The organism is Acidimangrovimonas pyrenivorans, assembly GCF_042643245.1.
Classification (GTDB): domain Bacteria; phylum Pseudomonadota; class Alphaproteobacteria; order Rhodobacterales; family Rhodobacteraceae; genus Acidimangrovimonas; species Acidimangrovimonas pyrenivorans.
Genome location: NZ_JBHRSK010000013.1, coordinates 2,501 through 20,479 on the forward strand (window position 1 = coordinate 2,501; position 17,979 = coordinate 20,479).

Below are 17,979 nucleotides of genomic sequence, written 5' to 3' on the forward strand. Positions count from 1 at the left end.
ATATTCGGTTATTGTTACCTTCGGGTATCAATAATCGGATAAGACAGGTACTTAAGACCTGAATACATAGGGTTTTAAGAGCAAACCCGGGGAACTGAAACATCTAAGTACCCGGAGGAAAGGAAATCAACAGATACTCCCCTAGTAGCGGCGAGCGAACGGGGACCAGCCGAGCCTTGAGAGTGACCAGAACATGCTGGAAAGCATGGCCAGAGCGGGTGACAGCCCCGTATGGGAAGCTCGATGGGACGTATTAAGTAGGGCGGGACACGTGAAATCCTGTCTGAAGATCGGGGGACCACCCTCGAAGGCTAAGTACTCCTTGCTGACCGATAGTGAACCAGTACCGTGAGGGAAAGGTGAAAAGCACCCCGACGAGGGGAGTGAAACAGTTCCTGAAACCGGACGCCTACAAGCAGTCGGAGGCTCCTCGAGAGCTGACGGCGTACCTTTTGTATAATGGGTCAACGACTTGGTCTCACGAGCAAGCTTAAGCCGCTAGGTGTAGGCGCAGCGAAAGCGAGTCTTAAATGGGCGCATGAGTTCGTGGGATCAGACCCGAAACCGAGTGATCTAGGCATGAGCAGGATGAAGGTAAGGTAACACTTACTGGAGGTCCGAACCCACACCTGTTGAAAAAGGTCGGGATGACTTGTGCCTAGGGGTGAAAGGCCAATCAAACTCGGAGATAGCTGGTTCTCCGCGAAAGCTATTTAGGTAGCGCCTCGGACGAATGCCTGCGGGGGTAGAGCACTGCATGGGTGATGGGGTCCCACAGACTTACTGAGCCTAAGCAAACTCCGAATACCGTAGAGTACTATCCGGGAGACACACGGCGGGTGCTAACGTCCGTCGTGGAGAGGGAAACAACCCTGACCTACAGCTAAGGCCCCCAATTCGTGGCTAAGTGGGAAAGCATGTGGGACTTCCAAAACAACCAGGAGGTTGGCTTAGAAGCAGCCATCCTTTAAAGATAGCGTAACAGCTCACTGGTCTAAATAAGAGGTCCTGCGGCGAAGATGTAACGGGGCTCAAGCCACGAGCCGAAGCTTAGGATGCACAGCAATGTGCGTGGTAGCGGAGCGTTCCGTGATATAGCACCTTCCGACTTTAGCCGATCCTCGGATCGGCCTTGGTCGGATCGGTGCTGACTGTGAAGCCGGGCTGTAAGGCATCCGGTGGAGTGATCGGAAGCGAGAATGTTGACATGAGTAGCGACAAACAGGGTGAGAGACCCTGTCGCCGAAAGTCCAAGGGTTCCTGCTTAAAGCTAATCTGAGCAGGGTAAGCCGGCCCCTAAGGCGAGGCCGAAAGGCGTAGTCGATGGGAACCAGGTTAATATTCCTGGGCCAGGAGATGGTGACGGATCCCGAGGGTAGTTCGTTCTTATCGGATTGAACGGGCTGCTTAGGGGTTCCTGGAAATAGCCCTCCATCAGACCGTACCCTAAACCGACACAGGTGGACTGGTAGAGAATACCAAGGCGCTTGAGAGAACCACATTTAAGGAACTCGGCAAAATACCTCCGTAAGTTCGCGAGAAGGAGGCCCCGTTGGCAGGCAACTGTTGGCGGGGGGCACAAACCAGGGGGTGGCGACTGTTTACTAAAAACACAGGGCTCTGCGAAGCCGTAAGGCGACGTATAGGGTCTGACGCCTGCCCGGTGCCGGAAGGTTAAAAGGAGGAGTGCAAGCTCCGAATTGAAGCCCCGGTAAACGGCGGCCGTAACTATAACGGTCCTAAGGTAGCGAAATTCCTTGTCGGGTAAGTTCCGACCTGCACGAATGGCGTAACGACTTCCCCGCTGTCTCAAATGTGGACTCAGCGAAATTGAACTGTCTGTCAAGATGCAGACTTCCCGCGGTTAGACGGAAAGACCCCGTGCACCTTTACTACAGCTTCAGACTGGCATCAGGATTGCGATGTGCAGGATAGGTGGTGGGCTTTGAAACCGGGACGCCAGTTCCGGTGGAGCCTCCCTTGAGATACCACCCTTCGCACTCTTGATGTCTAACCGCGGCCCGTTATCCGGGTCCGGGACCTTCTGTGGCGGGTAGTTTGACTGGGGCGGTCGCCTCCCAAAGCGTAACGGAGGCGCGCGACGGTTGGCTCAGAGCGGTCGGAAATCGCTCGTTGAGTGCAATGGCAGAAGCCAGCCTGACTGCAAGACTGACAAGTCGAGCAGAGACGAAAGTCGGCCATAGTGATCCGGTGGTCCCGAGTGGAAGGGCCATCGCTCAACGGATAAAAGGTACGCCGGGGATAACAGGCTGATGATGCCCAAGAGTCCATATCGACGGCATCGTTTGGCACCTCGATGTCGGCTCATCTCATCCTGGGGCTGGAGCAGGTCCCAAGGGTACGGCTGTTCGCCGTTTAAAGAGGTACGTGAGCTGGGTTTAGAACGTCGTGAGACAGTTCGGTCCCTATCTGCCGTGGGTGTAGGAGACTTGAGAAGAGTTGCCCCTAGTACGAGAGGACCGGGGTGAACGCTCCACTGGTGGACCAGTTGTCGTGCCAACGGCAGTGCTGGGTAGCTATGAGCGGACAGGATAACCGCTGAAGGCATCTAAGCGGGAAGCCCCCTTCAAAACAAGGTCTCCCTTGAGAGCCGTGGAAGACCACCACGTCGATAGGCCGGAGATGTAAGCGCAGCAATGCGTTCAGTTGACCGGTACTAATTGCTCGATAGGCTTGATTTGATCCAGCAGAAGCAAGACTTCCGCTATCCCAGATCAAAAGCAGAACATGACTTGGACATAAGTGACCAACCCCTTCGAACCAGGCGCCGGCCATGACTTCAGGACAAGCTCCCGAAGTCGCGCCAACCGGCCTCAAGCAGCGAAGCGGTAGGCCACGCATTCAGTGTTTCTTCCTCGGTTTGGTGGTCATAGCGCGAGCAAAACACCCGATCCCATCCCGAACTCGGCCGTTAAGTGCCGCCGCGCCGATGGTACTGCGTCTCAAGACGTGGGAGAGTAGGTCGCCGCCAAACCTAGAAAGAAACACTGCGCCTCAAGCTACCAAAGCGACAGGCAATAACGTATCTCTCCAAAACGATGAAAAACCCCGATCGCAAAAAAAGCCCTCGGGGCCCTGTCGCGGGGTGGAGCAGCCCGGTAGCTCGTCAGGCTCATAACCTGAAGGTCGTAGGTTCAAATCCTACCCCCGCAACCAAAATCTCAACACCAGATCAACACGTCGGCGCCCTTTGGGGCGCCTGTTGCATGCATGCCTGGCGCATGCGGTGACGACGGTCGAGAACCACCCCGCCTCCGTGCCTCTCCTATCGTGGACCCGAGGTACAGGGCCGTCCGTCAAGCAGCGCAACCTGCCGCAGCTTCGCGACAATCTCTTCCGGGGTGCGAGGCCTTCCTCGGATCAGGGGCGGAACGCCCCTCCAATGTCGTTTGTTTGCCGTCCCTGGCCTTCCGTTTCCCAAGCATGGCGCTGGACCAGATCAGCGGCAGAGGCTCGGGGGAGGCTCAGGGCGTTTCCTGACCCGTATCCCGGCGGAAGGAGCGCCGTCGGCGCTCGCGTCAGAGCGTCTCGAGCAGGGGCGCGACTTTCGCCCGCGCCTCTTGCGCCGCCGCTTCCTTCACCGGCCCGTAGCCGCGGATCTCGAGCGGCTGGGCGAGGATCTGTTGCCAGGTCTCGAAGCTGCCGCCGTCGCGCCCGGCGCGGGCCAGCAGGTCCTCGTACCAGGCGATCAGCGCGCGCTCCATCCGGCGTTCGGCGGTATGGCCGAAGGGGTCGAAGGCCGTGCCGCGCAGCGTCTTCATTTTCGCCAGCACCGGGAAGACCGGGCGCAGCCACGATCCGAACTGGCGCTTGCGCGGCCGGCCGCGGGCGTCGCGACCGGGCAGGAGCGGCGGGGCGAGGTGGTATTTCAGCTTCGCCCCGTCCTCGAACTCCGCGGCGATGCGCTTGGCGAAGCCGGGGTCGCTGTGCAGCCGGGCGACCTCGTATTCGTCCTTGTAGGCCATCAGCTTGAACAGCGCCTTGGCGGCGACCTCCTTCAGCTCCGCCGGCAGCGGCGCCAGCGCCTTCTGGTAACGCGCGGCATAGGCGGCGTCCTGATAGTCGGTCAGGAAGGCCGCGCGGGCCGAGATCAGCTCCTCGACCGTCCGCTCGGGCTGCGGCCTGTCGCCGGTGACCTCGCGCAGCAGGTCGGGGTCGGTGCTGGCCAGCCGGCCGATGGCCAGCGCCTTGCGGTTCTTCTCGGGCACGACGCCGTTGAGCTCGATCGCGCGTTCGAGCGCGGCGAGCGAGACCGGCACCAGACCGGCCTGCCAGGCGAAGCCCAGCATGATGACATTGGCGAAGACGCTGTCGCCCAGCAGCTTCTCGGCCAGCTTGTTGGCATCGACGGCCGACAGGTTCTGCACCCCGACCGCACCGGCAATCGCGCCGATCCGCTCGCCCACCTTCAGGCTGGCATCGCGGCGCAGCACGATGTCGCCGGTCGGCATCTCGGCCAGGTTGACCGCCGCCTTGGTGCCCGGCCGGTAGGCGATCGAGGCCTTGGGCGAGGAGGAGACGACGACGTCGCAGCCAATGAGCGCATCCGCCGCGCCCTTGTCGATACGCACCTGCTGGATGTCCTCGGGCGTGGGGGCGAGGCGCAGGTAACTGATCACCGGGCCGAATTTCTGGGCGAAGCCGGTGAAGTCGAGCACGCTGGAGCCGCGCCCTTCGAGATGCGCCGCCATGCTGATCAGCGCCCCGACCGTGACGACGCCGGTGCCACCGACCCCCGTCACCATCAGGTCATAGGGCTTCACCAGCGCCGGCAGCTCGGGTTCCGGCAGGGTCTGCAGCGCCGCCACCAGCTTCGACGAGGCTTTCGGCTGCGGCTTGCGCCGGGCCGCGCCCTCGACGGTGACGAAGCTGGGGCAAAAGCCGTTGAGACAGGAATAGTCCTTGTTGCAGGTCGACTGGTTGATCCGCCGCTTGGTGCCGAACTCGGTTTCCACCGGCTCGACGCTCAGGCAGTTGCTCTCGACCGAGCAGTCGCCGCAGCCCTCGCAGACCAGTTCGTTGATGACGACGAATTTCTGCGGGTCTTCCATCGTTCCGCGCTTGCGGCGCCGGCGCTTCTCGGTGGCGCAGGTCTGTTCGTAGATCAGGACCGAGACGCCGGGCACCTCGCGCAGCTCGCGCTGGACCGCGTCCAGCTGGTCGCGATGGTGGACGGTGGTGCCGGCGGGCAGGTCGCGGCGGTCGTATTTCCCGGGCAGGTCCGAGACCAGGGCGATGCGCTGCACGCCCTCGGCGCGGCAGCTCTGGGCGATGGCCTGCACCGAGACCGGGCCGTCGACCGGCTGGCCGCCCGTCATCGCCACGGCGTCGTTGTAGAGGATCTTGTAGGTGATGTTGGCGCCGGCGGCGACCGCCTGGCGGATCGCCATCGAGCCGGAGTGATACCACGTCCCTTCGCCGAGGTTCTGGAACACGTGGCCCTTGCCGGTGAATTTCGACGAGGCGGCCCAGTTGACGCCTTCGCCGCCCATCTGGATCAGCGACGAGGTCTCGCGGTTCATCCAGCTGGCCATGAAGTGGCAGCCGATCCCGGCCAGCGCCTTCGAGCCCTCGGGCACCTTGGTCGAGCTGTTGTGCGGGCAGCCCGAGCAGAAATAGGGCGTGCGGGTGGCGCCGGGGATCTTGAGCAGGATCGGCTTCGGCGCGGTCAGCGCCCGGGCCTTCTCGGCGAAACCCTCGCCCGGGAACAGCGTCTCCAGCCGCGCCGCGACCACCGGCACCAGCATCAGCGGCGTCAGCTCTCCGGTCCAGGGCAGCAGCCGGTCGCCGTTCTCGTCGCGCTTGCCGACCATGCGCTCGGGCTTGTCGCCGGGCCAGTCGTAGAAATATTCCTTGAACTGGCTCTCGACGATGCCACGCTTCTCCTCGACCACCAGTACCTCGCGCTTGCCGCGGACGAAGTCGAGCGCCGACTTGCGCGCCAGCGGCCAGACCATGCCGACCTTGTAGATGTCGATCCCCAGCCGGCGGCAGGTCGCTTCGTCGACGCCCAGCAGCCGCAGCGCCTCCATCAGGTCGAGATGGGCCTTGCCGGCGGTGACGATGCCGAAGCTGGCCTCGGGCACGTCGTAAATGTGGCGGTCGATCGGGTTGGCCTCGGCGAAGGCGAGGACGGCGGCCTTCTTGTCCTCCATCCGCTCTTCGATCTGCGGCCCGGGCAGGTCGGGCCAGCGGTAGTGCAGGCCGGTGGCAGGCGGGGTGTAGTCGGGCTGTTTGAACTCGCGATCGGCCGGCAGCTGCACCGAGGCGGCGGATTCGACGGTGTCGGAGATCGCCTTGAACCCGACCCACATGCCCGAAAAGCGCGACAGGGCGTAGCCGTATTCGCCAAAGGACAGGTATTCGGCCACCGAGGCCGGGGCCAGCGTCGGCATGAACCAGGACATGAAGGCGACGTCGGACTGGTGCGGCATCGAGGAGGAGACGCAGCCGTGGTCGTCGCCGGCCACCACCAGCACCCCGCCATGGGGCGAGGAGCCGTAGGCGTTGCCGTGCTTGAGCGCGTCGCCCGAGCGGTCGACGCCCGGTCCCTTGCCATACCACATGCCGAAGACGCCCTCGACCTGGCGGTCGGGATCGGTTTCGACCTGCTGGCTGCCGAGGATAGCGGTGGCGGCGAGGTCTTCGTTCACCGCCGGCAGGAATTCGATGCCCGCGGTGTCGAGCTTCTTCTTCACCCGCCACATCTCGAGATCGAGCCCGCCCAGCGGCGAGCCGCGATAGCCCGAGACGAGGCCGCCGGTCTTCAACCCCGCCTGCCTGTCACGCCGCGCCTGATCGAGCACGACCCGCACCAGCGCCTGGGTGCCGGTCAGGAAGACACGGCCCGAGGTCTTTTCATAGCGGTCGGAAAGCTCGTAGGGGGCGAGCGGCAGTTTCTGTTCGGTCATCGGCGATCCTCCTGCGCGGAGTCTACGCCTGTCGGGCCGGGAGGGGATTTCATTCGTTGCGGCTTTTGTCGAAAATCTGGTAGCCTGTTCCGGATAGTCGCTGTTCACGGGAAGAAGCTGCCAATGACGGGGTTCGAGCTGACGGATCAGGACCGCCGGATTCTGGCGCTGCTACAGCGCGACGGGCGGATCTCGAACCAGGATCTGGCCGAACGCACGGCGATGTCGACCTCGGCCTGCTGGCGCCGGGTCAAGGCGCTGGAGGAGGCGGGGATCATCGCCCGCTACGTCGCGCTGGTCGATGCGCGCCGGGCCGGCATGGCCTTCCACGCCATCGTCCTGGTCAAGCTCAGCCGCCACAGCCGCGACCACGTGGTGAATTTCATCGCCGAGGTGCAGCGGCGCGAGGAAGTGCTGGACTGCTTCGCCACCACCGGCGAGTCCGACTACCACCTGCGGGTGCTGTGCCCCGACCTCGACGCCTATAACGACTTTCTCGACAATTTCCTCTTCGGCCTGCCCGGCGTCGCCAATGTCCACACCAACATGGTGCTGAAGCAGATCAAGCACGAAACGGCGGTGAGTTTCGGGTGACGGCGTGGGCCGAAGCGGGGACGCCACGCGTCGACCGAGCCGGCTTTCAGATCTTGCCCAACCATGCGGCAAGATACGAGAAGAGCGGGGCGAGTGCCTGCTCGTGGGGTGGCGCTCGCAACAGTAGACCGGCGCGCTTCATGGCTGCCAGGTTCCTCCGCCATACGAACTCAGCGCGAGGATGGCCAAGGCGCCAGCCCGCCGGGGCGGGCAGGCGCTCGCCCTGCGCGGTTCCGGCGCGCACCGGGCGGGGTGCTCGGGGCACGAAAGGTTGCTTCGGCTTGCCGATTGTCCAAATCGACTTAGCCGTCAATCCACCCGTTACAGCGGCACGATATGGTGGTCCCAGCTGCGCGGCGCCTTGGTGTGGCCGGTGAAGCGGCCGTGCTCGACCGTGGCGAAGGTGCCCAGCCCGTCGGTCACCACCAGCGCCCGGCCCTCGGCCGCCAGACCGCAGACATCGGTGCGGCGCAGCTCTTCCAGGTAGCGCCCCTTGGCGTCGAAGATCTGCACCCGTCCGCCCCAGGGCGAGGAGATGGCGACCCGGCTGTCGCGGGCGAAGAAACTGACCGAGCCGACATAGCCCTTCATCGCGAAATGCCGCTCTCCGGCCTGCGCCCAGACCGGCGCCGCATCGCCCAGCCGGTGCAGCCCCAGCAGCGGCGGCGTCTCGAGCAGGTCGCCCTGCCATTGCATGGCAAAGGCGACGAGGCCGGTGGCGCTGATCGAGACATGTCGGATCGACTGCATGTGATGGGCGGGGGCGATCTGCTGGCGCAGGGTTCCGTCCGGGGCGACATAGCTCAGGTTCGGCGCCATGGTCGGGATGTTCAGCTTCTCGCGCCCGCCGGGCTGGGTGTGGATACCGCCATTGGCGACCACCAGCAGCTCCGAGCCCGGCATCCGCCGGATCTCGTGCGGGCCGATCCCGTGCGAGGGGATGTCACCCACTCGCCGATAGCCCGCGTTGCGGTCCCAGAGCCCGATCCGGCCCTCGCCGGTCTCGGCGATCACCTCCGAGGTGTAGAGCCTGTCGCCGCCGAGCGAGAACGCCCCGTGGCCGTTGAAGGCCCGGCCCTCGGGCGCCGCCAGCCGGTGCCTGACGTGGCCGCCGACGCAGCTGAGCACGAGGGCATAGGTGCCGGGGCGGCGGGCGAAGACCACCGCCTCGGGCCGCTCGGGATGGGCGGCGCCGGCATGGCCGCGGCCGGGCAGGGGAACGCGGAACAGGTCCTCGCCGCGGGCGGTCAGGCCGAACAGAGCATAGGCGCCATTGCGTTCACGTGCGGCGGCGAGGAAGGCGGGGCTGCCGGCATCGGCCCAGCTCAGCCGCGGCATGGCCGAGGCGGCGAGCAGGGTGCCGAGGAAGCGGCGTCGGTCGGTCATCTGTCCCTCCTTCAGTCGCCGTCGAAGGCGTTCAGGCCCATGGTGACGCCGAGCGCGGCACTCAGTTCCTGGTTCACCTCCTCGCGCAGCATGGTCAGCGCGGTCTGCAGCGCCTCGATGCGGAAGCGCCGCTCGGGGTCGGTGACGCCGGCGAAGACGGGCTCGTCCAGCTTGCCGGCCATCCAGCGCACGCGCTCGAAATCCTCGCGGGTCAGGGTGTCCTTGTCCGGGCCCGGCACCAGCGCCTTGGCCAGCGCCTCATGGGCGGCCAGCGACAGTTGCAGATTGCGCAGCGAGCGGCCGGAATGGCGGCTCTCGGCCCGCGTGGGGCGCGGGCGGTCGAAGGTGCCCAGCGGTTCGCCCAGCCTTTCGTCGATGTCGAACTGCATGCTGGTCAGCAGCGCGGTGAAGATCGCCTGCCGCGCCTCCGAGGGATCGAGGAAACGCTCGTTGTCGTCGGCGCCGGCCGTGCGCATGATCTGGGCGAAGCTCTCGCGCCATTGCCGGTCGACATCGGCGGCGACATTGGCAAGGTCGGCGCTGGCCGCCCGGACCAGGGTGCAGCCGGGATCGCCGGCGCCGTATTTCGAGAAGGCGGGATCGTAGAGCATCGCCTCGACGGCATAGAGGCCGCGGGCGGCGACCGACTCGGCCTGGTAGCGGTCCGGTGCCTTCAGGATCGGGTCGGCGCCGGTCAGGATGCGCTTCAGCGCCCGGCGGCGGTGGCCGTTGCGATCGGGCCAATAGGCGATCGCCTGGCGCCGGCCACCGTCTTCCAGCGGGCCGAAGCGGAAATCCTGCACCTGCAGCCAGGCATCCATGGCGCCGTTCCAGGCCTTGCGGAGTTCGGCGTTGTCGGGCCGGCAATCGGCCTTGGCGGCGGCGGCAAGCCCGGCGGTGACGGTCTTGAACGCGGCGATCTTCGGCAGCACCAGCGTGTCGAGCACGCGGTCGACCACCGGGTCGGCGGCGCTTGCCGTGCCCGGCAGCAGCAGGGCGCAGGCGGTGAGGGCGGGGGCGAGAAGTCGGGAGATACGCATCACAGGCTCTTCAGGTAACGGATCAGGGCGGCACGGTCTTCGGGCGGCATCGAGACGACGCGGTCGCGCGCGGCTTTGGCCTCGCCACCATGCCACAGGATGGCCTCGAGCAGGGTGCGGGCGCGGCCGTCATGCAGGTAGCTGGTGCGGCCGGTCACCTGCTCGGTCAGCCCGATGCCCCAGAGCGGCGCGGTGCGCCATTCGCGGCCGGTCGCCCGGCCCTCGGGCCGGCGATCGGCCAGCCCCTCGCCCATGTCGTGCAAGAGCAGGTCGGTATAGGGCCAGATCAGCTGGAAGCTCTGCGCCGGCTGGTCCTTGAGCCGGCCGGTGACGAATTTCGGCCGGTGGCAGGCGATGCAGCCGCTGTCGTAGAAGACCTTCTTGCCGTGCAGCACCTGCGGGTCGTCCATGTCGCGCCGGGCCGGAACGCCGAGGTTGCGGGCATAGAAGGTGACCAGGTCGAGCGAGGCCTTGCTGACTTCCAGCCCGTCCTCCGGGTCGGCGCCGTCGGGCATGGCGCGGCAGGCGGTCTGATCCTCGGTGCATTCCCCGGCGCCCGAGGGATGGATCGGTGTCGACAACCCCATGTCGCCCGAGAAGGCGGCGGCGGATTGCTCGCGGATGCTGGGCTGGCCCGCCTTGTGGCCGAAGCGGCCCAGCATCGGCACGCCGAACTGGTCCGAGATCACCACGTTGGCCCGGCCCGAGATGCCATCGCCGTCGCGGTCGTCGGGATCGGCATGGGCAAGGATTTCGGCCGCAGGGATCGCCTCGAGCAACCCGAGCCCGATCATCTGCGGCGCGACGCGGGGCGAAATCATCAGGTCCTTGGGCAAGGGGCCATAGCCCGGGTCGGCGATCGAGTAGTGCGGCTGGCGCAGCCGGACCACTTCGCCGCCGGCCAGTTTCACCGGCTTTTCGGCATAGCGGATCTTCATATGCCCCTCGGCGGGCAAGCCGGGCAGGGCGAAATTCTGCAACTGGCCGCCATAGACCGGTGCCGGCGCGGTGGCGAGGTAGCCGGCGATCCGGGCCATCGCGGCATCGGGCTTGGCCGGCACCGACAGGCGCAGGAACATCGACACCGCGGGTTCGTCCGCCGTCGCCGGCGGGTGGCCGCGGCCGTCCTTGAGGTGGCAGCTCTGGCAGGCGCGGGCATTGTAGAGCGGGCCGAGCCCGTCGGCGGCGGTGGTCGAGGACGGGGCCGAGACCCAGCTGCGGGTAAAGAGGCCGTTGCCGAGGTTGAACGTCATCCGCCCTTCCAGCCCGACATTGGCCGAAGGGTCGGAAAAGGCGTCGGTGGTCGGCTTGGCGCGCACCGTTGCGGCGCCGGCCGGCTTGGCCTCGAACCGCTCGGGTTTCGAGAAGTCCCGCGTCGGGGTCACGATACGCGAAATCCGCGCCGCCTCGTCGGCGGTGCGGGGCAACATCCGGACCTGGAGGTCCTTCAGATCGGGCAGATCGGCGGCGGGCGCCGCCGCGCCGGCCAGGATCAGGCCAAGCGCGGCGGCGCCGAGGGGCGTTGGTTTCACTTGAACACTTCTCCCGGGGCGTTGAGGCTGTCGTCGCCGGCGACGTTGACGCCGGACAGGTGCAGCGCCGTCGACACCCGCTCGATCGAGCGCGACTGCGCGACCAGGGTATCGACCAGCGCCATGATCAGTTTGCCGCCGGCATCGTTGCCGACCTGCAGCATCATGTCGTAATGCATGCCCCTGGCCGAGGCGTCGCGCAGCGCCTGGGTGGCGGCGAGCGAGGCCGTCAGCTGGCCCTTCAGCGCCGCGTCGAGATCGGGATCGGCGGCGGCCACCAGCGCGGACAGCGACGGGCCCGAGACCACCGAGCCGTCGGTGCGGGTGTAGCGGCCGAGATAGACGTTCTGCACGCCGAGCACGTCGTCATGATGGCTCTCGGGCGTGTTGTCCGAGAAGCAATCGTGTTCCTCCTCCGGATCGTGCAGCATCAGCCCCAGCTTGACCCGCTGGCCGGCGAGCTCGCCATAGGACAGGCTGCCCATGCCGGTCAGGATCGCGGCGATGCCGGCGTCCGGGTCGGCCATCAGCCGGGTGCGGGCGGGGCCGTCCTGGGTCCATTGCGCGGTCATCCAGCTCAGGTCCGAGACCAGCAGGTCGGTGGCGGTCTTGAGATAGGCGGCGCGGCGGTCGCAGTTGCCGTGGGTGCAGCCGTCGCCCTGGAGGTAATCGGTATAGGGGCGCTGACCGGCGACCGGCTTGTCGCTGGTCAGGTCCTGGCCCCAGAGCAGGAATTCGATCGCGTGGTAACCGGTGGCGACATTGGCCTCGTTGCCGTCGGCCTCCTGCAGCACGTCGCTGAGCAGGGCGGGGGTGATCCGGCTCGCGTCGACCTGCTGGCCCGAGAGGGTGAATTTCGGCGTCGCGACGACGTTGAGCTCGGCGACGGTGTTCTCCTCGGCGCCGAAATAGCCCGGCGCGACGTAGTCGATCAGGCCCTCGTCCAGCGGCCAGGCGTTCACCCGGCCCTCCCAGTCGTCGACGATCGGGTTGCCGAAGCGGAACACCTCGGTCTGCATGTAGGGCGTGCGGGCGGCGCGCCAGGCGGTGCGGGCGGCGGCGAGCGTGTCCTCGGAGGGCGCGGCGAGGAAGGCGTCGACGGCCGCCGACAGCGCCTTGGCCCCCGTCAGGCTGTCGGCATAGCCGGCGGCGGCGATGTCGGCGTAATTGGCGACAATGGCGCTGCGGTCGATCTCGGCCTTGGCGGGGGTCAGCGCCGGCAGGGTGAAGGCCAGGGCGCAGGCGGCCAGATGGGCGGGTCTCATCATTTGTCCTCTCTGTTCACGCGTCGAATCGTTTCCACTAATGCCTACTAAATCTGTCAGATTTGTAAACCTGAGCAAAATACTCACAAATAAATTTTGACGCGACGGCAGCCTGCGAAGGGCCGTGGACGGCCACGCGAAAACCCCGCTCCGCGCGGCGGCGGAACGGGTAGCGATCTGGAAAGGCGGGGAATGAAGGACCGGGCTCAGTCTTCCAGCTGGCGCGGGACGACGAAGTCCAGCGCCGCCGCCATGCCGGGCGCCGCCTCGCTCCAATCGCCGATCTCGAACTCGGCGACCAGCGTCGCGCCGGTCGGGTAACGTTGGAATTCGGGCTCGAGCGGCGCACGGGCGACCAGGCGATGGGCGAATTCGGCAAGGCCGGGATTGTGGCCCAGCATCAGCACCGTGTCGCCGGTGGCATGGCGCAGCACCGCCAGCATGGTGTCCGAATTCGCCTCGTAGAGCCGGTCGGTCAGCCGCGGCTCCGGCGCGGTGGCAAGCGCCGGAGCGATCCGCTCCCAGGTTTCCTGCGTCCGGCGCGCATCGGAGCAGATGACCTCGTCGGGCAGGTAGCCGCGCGAGGCGAGCCAGCCGCCCAGGGACTCGGCTGCGTGCTTGCCGCGCTTGTTCAAGGGGCGCTCGCGGTCGGGCAACAGCGGATCGTCCCAGCTCGATTTCGTGTGGCGGATCAGGATCAGGCGCTTGGTCATCGGTGGAACAGCCCCATGTGATAGGCGGATTGCTCCGCCACTCTGGCATAGCTTTGCGACACGGGACAGGCCCGACGGACTGCACAGCCGCGTGACAGGCAGCCGGTGCCGTCGGGGCCGTCGAGGAAGGCGTGGCAGGCGGGCACGTCATAGCCCGCGGCCGTCAGCGCCCCGGCCGGGCAGGCGGTCAGGCAGGGTTTCTCTGCGCAGCTGCCGCAGGGTGCGGCCGGCGGCGCCGGCAGGTTCAGCCGTCCGGGCAGGGCGAGGGCGCCGCGATAGGAGACCATCAGCCCGGCGCTATCGTGCACCAGCAGGGTGACCGGCGAGGCCCAGGCCCGGCCCGAGCGCCGCGCCCAGGAATAGAACGGCCGGTAGGGCGGACCGCCGAAGGGAAAGTGGGCCGCGCCGCCGAACGCGTCCGCCAGCGCCCCGACCACCCGCGCCGACCAGCGGTCGAGCGGGTCGGGCGCGCCGTCCCGCCATTCGGGCTGGGCGGTGAAGTGGCGCCAGAAGCCGGGCTCGGCCGGGCCGAGCAGCAGCAGGGTGCCGGCGTTTCCGAGATCGTCCTGCGGTTCGGGATGGAGGCCGCCGAGGATCGCCAGATGTTCCGCCCCGGCGGCGCGGGCGATCCTGTCGAGGTCGCCCATCGCGGGGCTCACCGCGACCGCACCCGTTCCTGCGAGGCGGAGGAGCGGATGATGCTGCCGGCGCCGTGCTCGGTGTAGAGCTCGAGCAGGCAGGCATTGGGCACCCGGCCGTCGATGATCGTGACGGCGCGCACGCCGGCGTCGATGGCGGCCAGCGCGGTCTCGGTCTTGGGGATCATCCCGCCCGAGATCGTGCCCGCCTCGGTCATCGCGCGGACCTCGTCGGGGGTCAGTTCGGTGACCACGGTGCCGCTTTCGTCCTTCACCCCGGCGACGTCGGTCAGCAGCAGCAGCCGATCGGCCTTCAGCGCGCCGGCGATGGCACCGGCGGCGGTGTCGCCGTTGACGTTGAAGGTCTCGTTCTCCTCCATTCCGGTCGCCACCGGGGCGATGACCGGGATCATGCCCGCCTTGTAGAGGTCGCGGATGATCTCGACATTCATCTCGACCGGCTTGCCGACGAAGCCCAGCTCCGGGTCGTCGGCGACGCAGACCATCAGGTCGTCGTCCTTGCCGGAAATCCCCACGGCGCGCCCGCCCTCGTCGTTGATCGCCTGGACGATGCGCTTGTTGACGAGACCGGAGAGGACCATCTCGACAACCTCGACCGTGGCCTTGTCGGTCACCCGCTTGCCGCGGACGAATTCGGATTTGATCCCCAGCTCGCCCAGCAGCTTGTTGATCATCGGCCCACCGCCATGGACGACGACCGGGTTCACGCCGACCTGCTTCATCAGCACGATGTCGCGGGCGAATTCGGCCATCGCCTGCTCGTCGCCCATGGCGTTGCCACCGAACTTGATGACGACGACGGCGCCGGTATAGCGCTGCAGGTAGGGCAGGGCCTCGGACAGGGTCCGGGCGGTGGCGATCGGGTCACGCATGGGCGGCTGCTTCTTCATCGGCGGCGATCCTGGAACTGCCTTGTTGGTAGTCGTTTTGCGTCGGGCTGCCAAGAGCATGGGCGGCCGGCGCTCACATGGCGTTGAATTTTCCTTCCCGCGCTATAGGGTCTGGCCGAACGATGGAGGCGGCGATGAGCGGCGAAGACAGACAGAAGACGCTGGTGCTGACCGGGGCGAGCCGGGGCATCGGCCATGCCACGGTCAAGCGGTTCTCGGCCGGCGGCTGGCGGGTGCTGACCTGCTCGCGCCAGCCCTTCGATCCGCGCTGCCCCTGGCCGGGCGGCGAGGAGAACCACATCGAGCTCGACCTCGCAGACCCGACCAGGACCATCGCCGCGATCGAGGTGATCAAGGAAAAGCTGGACGGCAAGCTGGACGCGCTGGTCAACAATGCCGGGATCTCGCCCAAGGGTCCGGGTGGCAGCCGGCTGAACACGCTCGATACCGACCTCAAGACCTGGGGCCATGTCTTCCACGTCAACTTCTTCGCCCCCGTCGTGCTGGCCCGCGGGCTGAAGGAGGAACTGGCGGCGACCGGCGGCAGCGTGGTCAACGTGACCTCGATCGCCGGCAGCCGCGTCCATCCCTTCGCCGGGGCGGCCTATGCCACCTCGAAGGCGGCGCTGGCGGCGCTGACGCGCGAGATGGCGCATGATTTCGGGCCGATGGGGGTGCGGGTCAACGCCATCGCCCCGGGCGAGGTGGAAACCGCGATCCTGTCGCCGGGGACCGAGAAGATCGTCGAGGCCTTGCCGCTGCGCCGTCTCGGCCAGCCTTCGGAAGTGGCCAACGTGATCTGGTTCCTGTGCTCGCAGGATTCGAGCTACGTCTCCGGCACCGAGATCGAGGTCAACGGCGCCCAGCACGTTTGAGGGCGAGCACAAACCAATCGGGGGATGCGCGGAACCTAGCTGCCGCTGATCTGCCGTTCCGCCCGGGGGCTATGCTTTACCGAACACCCGCCAACGTGGTTCCAGCATCAGCTCGGGCCGTGGAACTGACGCCGGCAGCAGGGGCCAGCCGCTCAGCCGCAGCCGCTCAACGTTCGGACAGGCGATGGCATCTCCCACCTCGACCAGACGGCTCTCGACATCGCGGTAAAGCCCGACCTGCCCTGCCGCCAACCCGTCATGCGGCCCGGCCATGAAGGCATCGTAGGCCGGGCGGCTTTCCCACAGCGCCAGCGCGCCGAAGCGGTCCGGATCGTCCACAGCCCAGCCCGCGACCTGCCAGCGGAAACCGGGCACCGACGCCAGCGCCCGCCAGCCGTCCTGCGCCGTGGCGAAACCCGCCCGGTGCGCCGGAGGGACACGCAAGGTGATCCATTTCAGCAGCATGGCGAGCGCCTCAGCGCTCCCGCTCGTGCAGCAGGCGCTGGCGGGCGATTTCCTCGTGATGCTCGGCCTTGCGCTGGCGCAGCAGCGCCGCCTCGACATAGTCGAGATGCGCCTCGACCGCGTCGCGCGCCGCGTCGGGATCGCGGGCCTGCAGGGCGTCGTTGATCGCCCGGTGCTGGTCGAGCAGCTGTTCGCGGTTGGTGCGCTGCTTGAACATGACCTGGCGGTTGTAGAACACGCCCTCGCGCAGCAGGTCGTACATCGAGCGCATCATGTGCAGCATGATGACGTTGTGGCTCGCCTCGATGATCGCCATGTGAAAATCGGCATCGAGCCGGGCCTCGTCGGCCGGGTTGCGCTTGGGCAGGGCGGCTTCCATCTTCTCGAAGATCGTCCCGATCACCTTCAGATCGGTATCCGAGCCCATCCGGGCGGCGCGCTCGGCGGCCAGCCCCTCCATGTCGCGGCGGAAGGCGATGTAGTCGAACACCGCCTCGTCATGGGCGGAGAAAAGCTGCACTAGCGCCGGCGAGAAGGCCGAGCCGAGGACCTCGGCGACATAGATGCCGGCGCCGGCGCGGCTGGCCAGCAGCCCGCGCTCCTGCAGCTCGGCCACGGCGTCGCGCAGGCTCGGCCGCGAGACGCCGAGTTTCTCGGACAGTTCGCGCTCCGATGGCAGCCGCTCTCCCGGCCGCAGGATGCCGCGCAGGATCAACAGCTCGATCTGGCGCACGACCGATTGCGAGAGCTTTTCCGACTGGACCTTGTGGAACGGCATGATGTCTCCCCGAATTGGTCAATTCATATGACCGCGACCGGGAAGTCTCAACAGAAAAGCCGGGCGCCCCAGGGGGCACCCGGCTGCGTTCAGGCCTTGGAGATCAACCGTTGTTCGGGATGATGATGATCTCGACCCGGCGGTTCTGGGCCCGGCCGGCCGCCGTCAGGTTGGTGGCGACGGGCTGGGATTCGCCCTTGCCGATGGCGGTGATCCGGGCCGGCGCCACCCCGGCGCCGATCAGCACCCCGGCGACCGAGCCGGCGCGGCGTTGCGACAGCTCCTGGTTATAGGCGGCCGAGCCGGTGTTGTCGGTATGGCCGATCACCTGGACATGGCTGTTGGGATACTGGGCGAGGTTGTCGGCGACGGCGCGCAGGTCGGCCTGCAGGCTCGGGCGGATCTTGTCGCTGTCGGTGGCGAAGAGGATGTCCTGCGGCATCGTCACCACCAGCGACGAGCCGGTATTGGCGACCGAGATGTTGTCGTTGCCGAGCTGGGCGCGCAGGTCGGCCGCCTGCCGGTCGAGCGACTGGCCGATGGCCCCGCCGACGGCAGCGCCGACCGCGGCGCCGGCCGCGGCCTGGGCCAGACGGTCCCCTTTGCCGAACACCCCGGCAAGCCCGGCGCCGACGATGGCCCCGGTGATCGCCCCGCTCTTGGTGCGGGCATTGGGATCGTTCGGATAGGCGTTGGGGTTCGGCGCCTCGCAGCCGGCCAGCGCCAGGGCGCTCGCGGTGGCGAGCATCAGGGGGAGTTTGAAACGCATTGCTAAGCCTCTTGCTTGCGGCCTGTTCGCGGCCATTGGCGGCAATATATCAACGCGTTGGTCGAGGCGTAGCCACCCCGG

Annotated in this window: 13 protein-coding genes, 1 tRNA gene and 2 rRNA genes (1 of these 16 running past the window's edge); 5 read left to right on the top strand and 11 right to left on the bottom strand. The window is 66.8% G+C overall.

What is annotated here, in order from left to right:
* From ACFOES_RS15085 to ACFOES_RS15095, 3 genes are all read left to right on the top strand, one after another.
* A 23S ribosomal RNA gene (locus tag ACFOES_RS15085) occupies positions 1-2,702 on the top strand; it begins 135 nt to the left of the window's first position.
* 178 nt (positions 2,703-2,880) lie between these two features.
* Positions 2,881-2,995: ribosomal RNA gene (gene rrf / locus ACFOES_RS15090) — 5S ribosomal RNA — on the top strand.
* A gap of 105 nt (positions 2,996-3,100) precedes the next feature.
* Positions 3,101-3,177: transfer RNA gene (locus ACFOES_RS15095), tRNA-Met, on the top strand.
* A gap of 362 nt (positions 3,178-3,539) precedes the next feature.
* Here ACFOES_RS15095 and ACFOES_RS15100 read toward each other — a convergent pair.
* Complete coding sequence (locus ACFOES_RS15100) at positions 3,540-6,932, bottom strand: indolepyruvate ferredoxin oxidoreductase family protein (RefSeq protein WP_377834138.1); 3,393 nt, start codon at positions 6,930-6,932, stop codon at positions 3,540-3,542.
* A gap of 123 nt (positions 6,933-7,055) precedes the next feature.
* Between ACFOES_RS15100 and ACFOES_RS15105 the strand changes: the two genes are divergently transcribed.
* Positions 7,056-7,526, top strand: a complete 471-nt coding sequence (locus tag ACFOES_RS15105; RefSeq protein ID WP_377834139.1) for an Lrp/AsnC family transcriptional regulator — start codon at positions 7,056-7,058, stop codon at positions 7,524-7,526.
* 321 nt (positions 7,527-7,847) lie between these two features.
* Here ACFOES_RS15105 and ACFOES_RS15110 read toward each other — a convergent pair whose 3' ends face one another.
* From ACFOES_RS15110 to argB, 7 genes are all read right to left on the bottom strand, one after another.
* On the bottom strand, positions 7,848-8,912 hold the full coding sequence (locus ACFOES_RS15110; protein WP_377834140.1) for a DUF1513 domain-containing protein: 1,065 nt from the start codon (positions 8,910-8,912) through the stop codon (positions 7,848-7,850).
* 11 nt (positions 8,913-8,923) lie between these two features.
* Entirely contained in the window at positions 8,924-9,952 is a 1,029-nt protein-coding gene (locus ACFOES_RS15115) for an imelysin family protein (protein WP_377834141.1), read from the bottom strand.
* A complete protein-coding gene (locus ACFOES_RS15120; RefSeq protein WP_377834263.1) occupies positions 9,952-11,382 on the bottom strand; it encodes a di-heme oxidoreductase family protein in 1,431 nt (476 codons plus the stop codon). The genes ACFOES_RS15115 and ACFOES_RS15120 overlap by 1 nt, the downstream gene beginning before the upstream one ends.
* Before the next feature lie 98 nt (positions 11,383-11,480).
* Positions 11,481-12,749, bottom strand: coding sequence for an imelysin family protein (locus ACFOES_RS15125; RefSeq protein ID WP_377834142.1), 1,269 nt, complete (start codon positions 12,747-12,749; stop codon positions 11,481-11,483).
* A gap of 206 nt (positions 12,750-12,955) precedes the next feature.
* A complete protein-coding gene (locus tag ACFOES_RS15130; protein WP_377834143.1) occupies positions 12,956-13,462 on the bottom strand; it encodes a SixA phosphatase family protein in 507 nt (168 codons plus the stop codon).
* Entirely contained in the window at positions 13,459-14,109 is a 651-nt protein-coding gene (locus ACFOES_RS15135; RefSeq protein WP_377834144.1) for a ferredoxin, read from the bottom strand. Before ACFOES_RS15135 ends, ACFOES_RS15130 begins: the two co-directional genes overlap by 4 nt.
* A gap of 8 nt (positions 14,110-14,117) precedes the next feature.
* Positions 14,118-15,011 (bottom strand): acetylglutamate kinase, encoded by an 894-nt coding sequence (argB, locus tag ACFOES_RS15140; RefSeq protein ID WP_377834145.1) that lies wholly within the window; start codon positions 15,009-15,011, stop codon positions 14,118-14,120.
* Positions 15,012-15,145: 134 nt separating this feature from the next.
* On the opposite strand from argB, the gene ACFOES_RS15145 reads away from it, so the two are divergent.
* The gene (locus tag ACFOES_RS15145; RefSeq protein WP_377834146.1) at positions 15,146-15,886 is read left to right on the top strand and encodes an SDR family oxidoreductase; all 741 of its coding nucleotides are present in this window, start codon (positions 15,146-15,148) and stop codon (positions 15,884-15,886) included.
* 69 nt (positions 15,887-15,955) lie between these two features.
* Here ACFOES_RS15145 and ACFOES_RS15150 read toward each other — a convergent pair whose 3' ends face one another.
* The 3 genes from ACFOES_RS15150 to ACFOES_RS15160 all read right to left on the bottom strand — a co-directional run bounded on the left by ACFOES_RS15150 (position 15,956) and on the right by ACFOES_RS15160 (position 17,898).
* The gene (locus tag ACFOES_RS15150) at positions 15,956-16,351 is read right to left on the bottom strand and encodes a DUF4937 domain-containing protein (protein WP_377834147.1); all 396 of its coding nucleotides are present in this window, start codon (positions 16,349-16,351) and stop codon (positions 15,956-15,958) included.
* Between the two features lie 10 nt (positions 16,352-16,361).
* Positions 16,362-17,129: a FadR/GntR family transcriptional regulator gene (locus ACFOES_RS15155; RefSeq protein WP_377834148.1), complete on the bottom strand. Its 768-nt coding sequence runs from the start codon at positions 17,127-17,129 to the stop codon at positions 16,362-16,364.
* A 103-nt stretch (positions 17,130-17,232) separates the two neighbouring features.
* Positions 17,233-17,898: an OmpA family protein gene (locus ACFOES_RS15160; RefSeq protein ID WP_377834149.1), complete on the bottom strand. Its 666-nt coding sequence runs from the start codon at positions 17,896-17,898 to the stop codon at positions 17,233-17,235.
* Between the last annotated feature and the right edge of the window lie 81 nt (positions 17,899-17,979).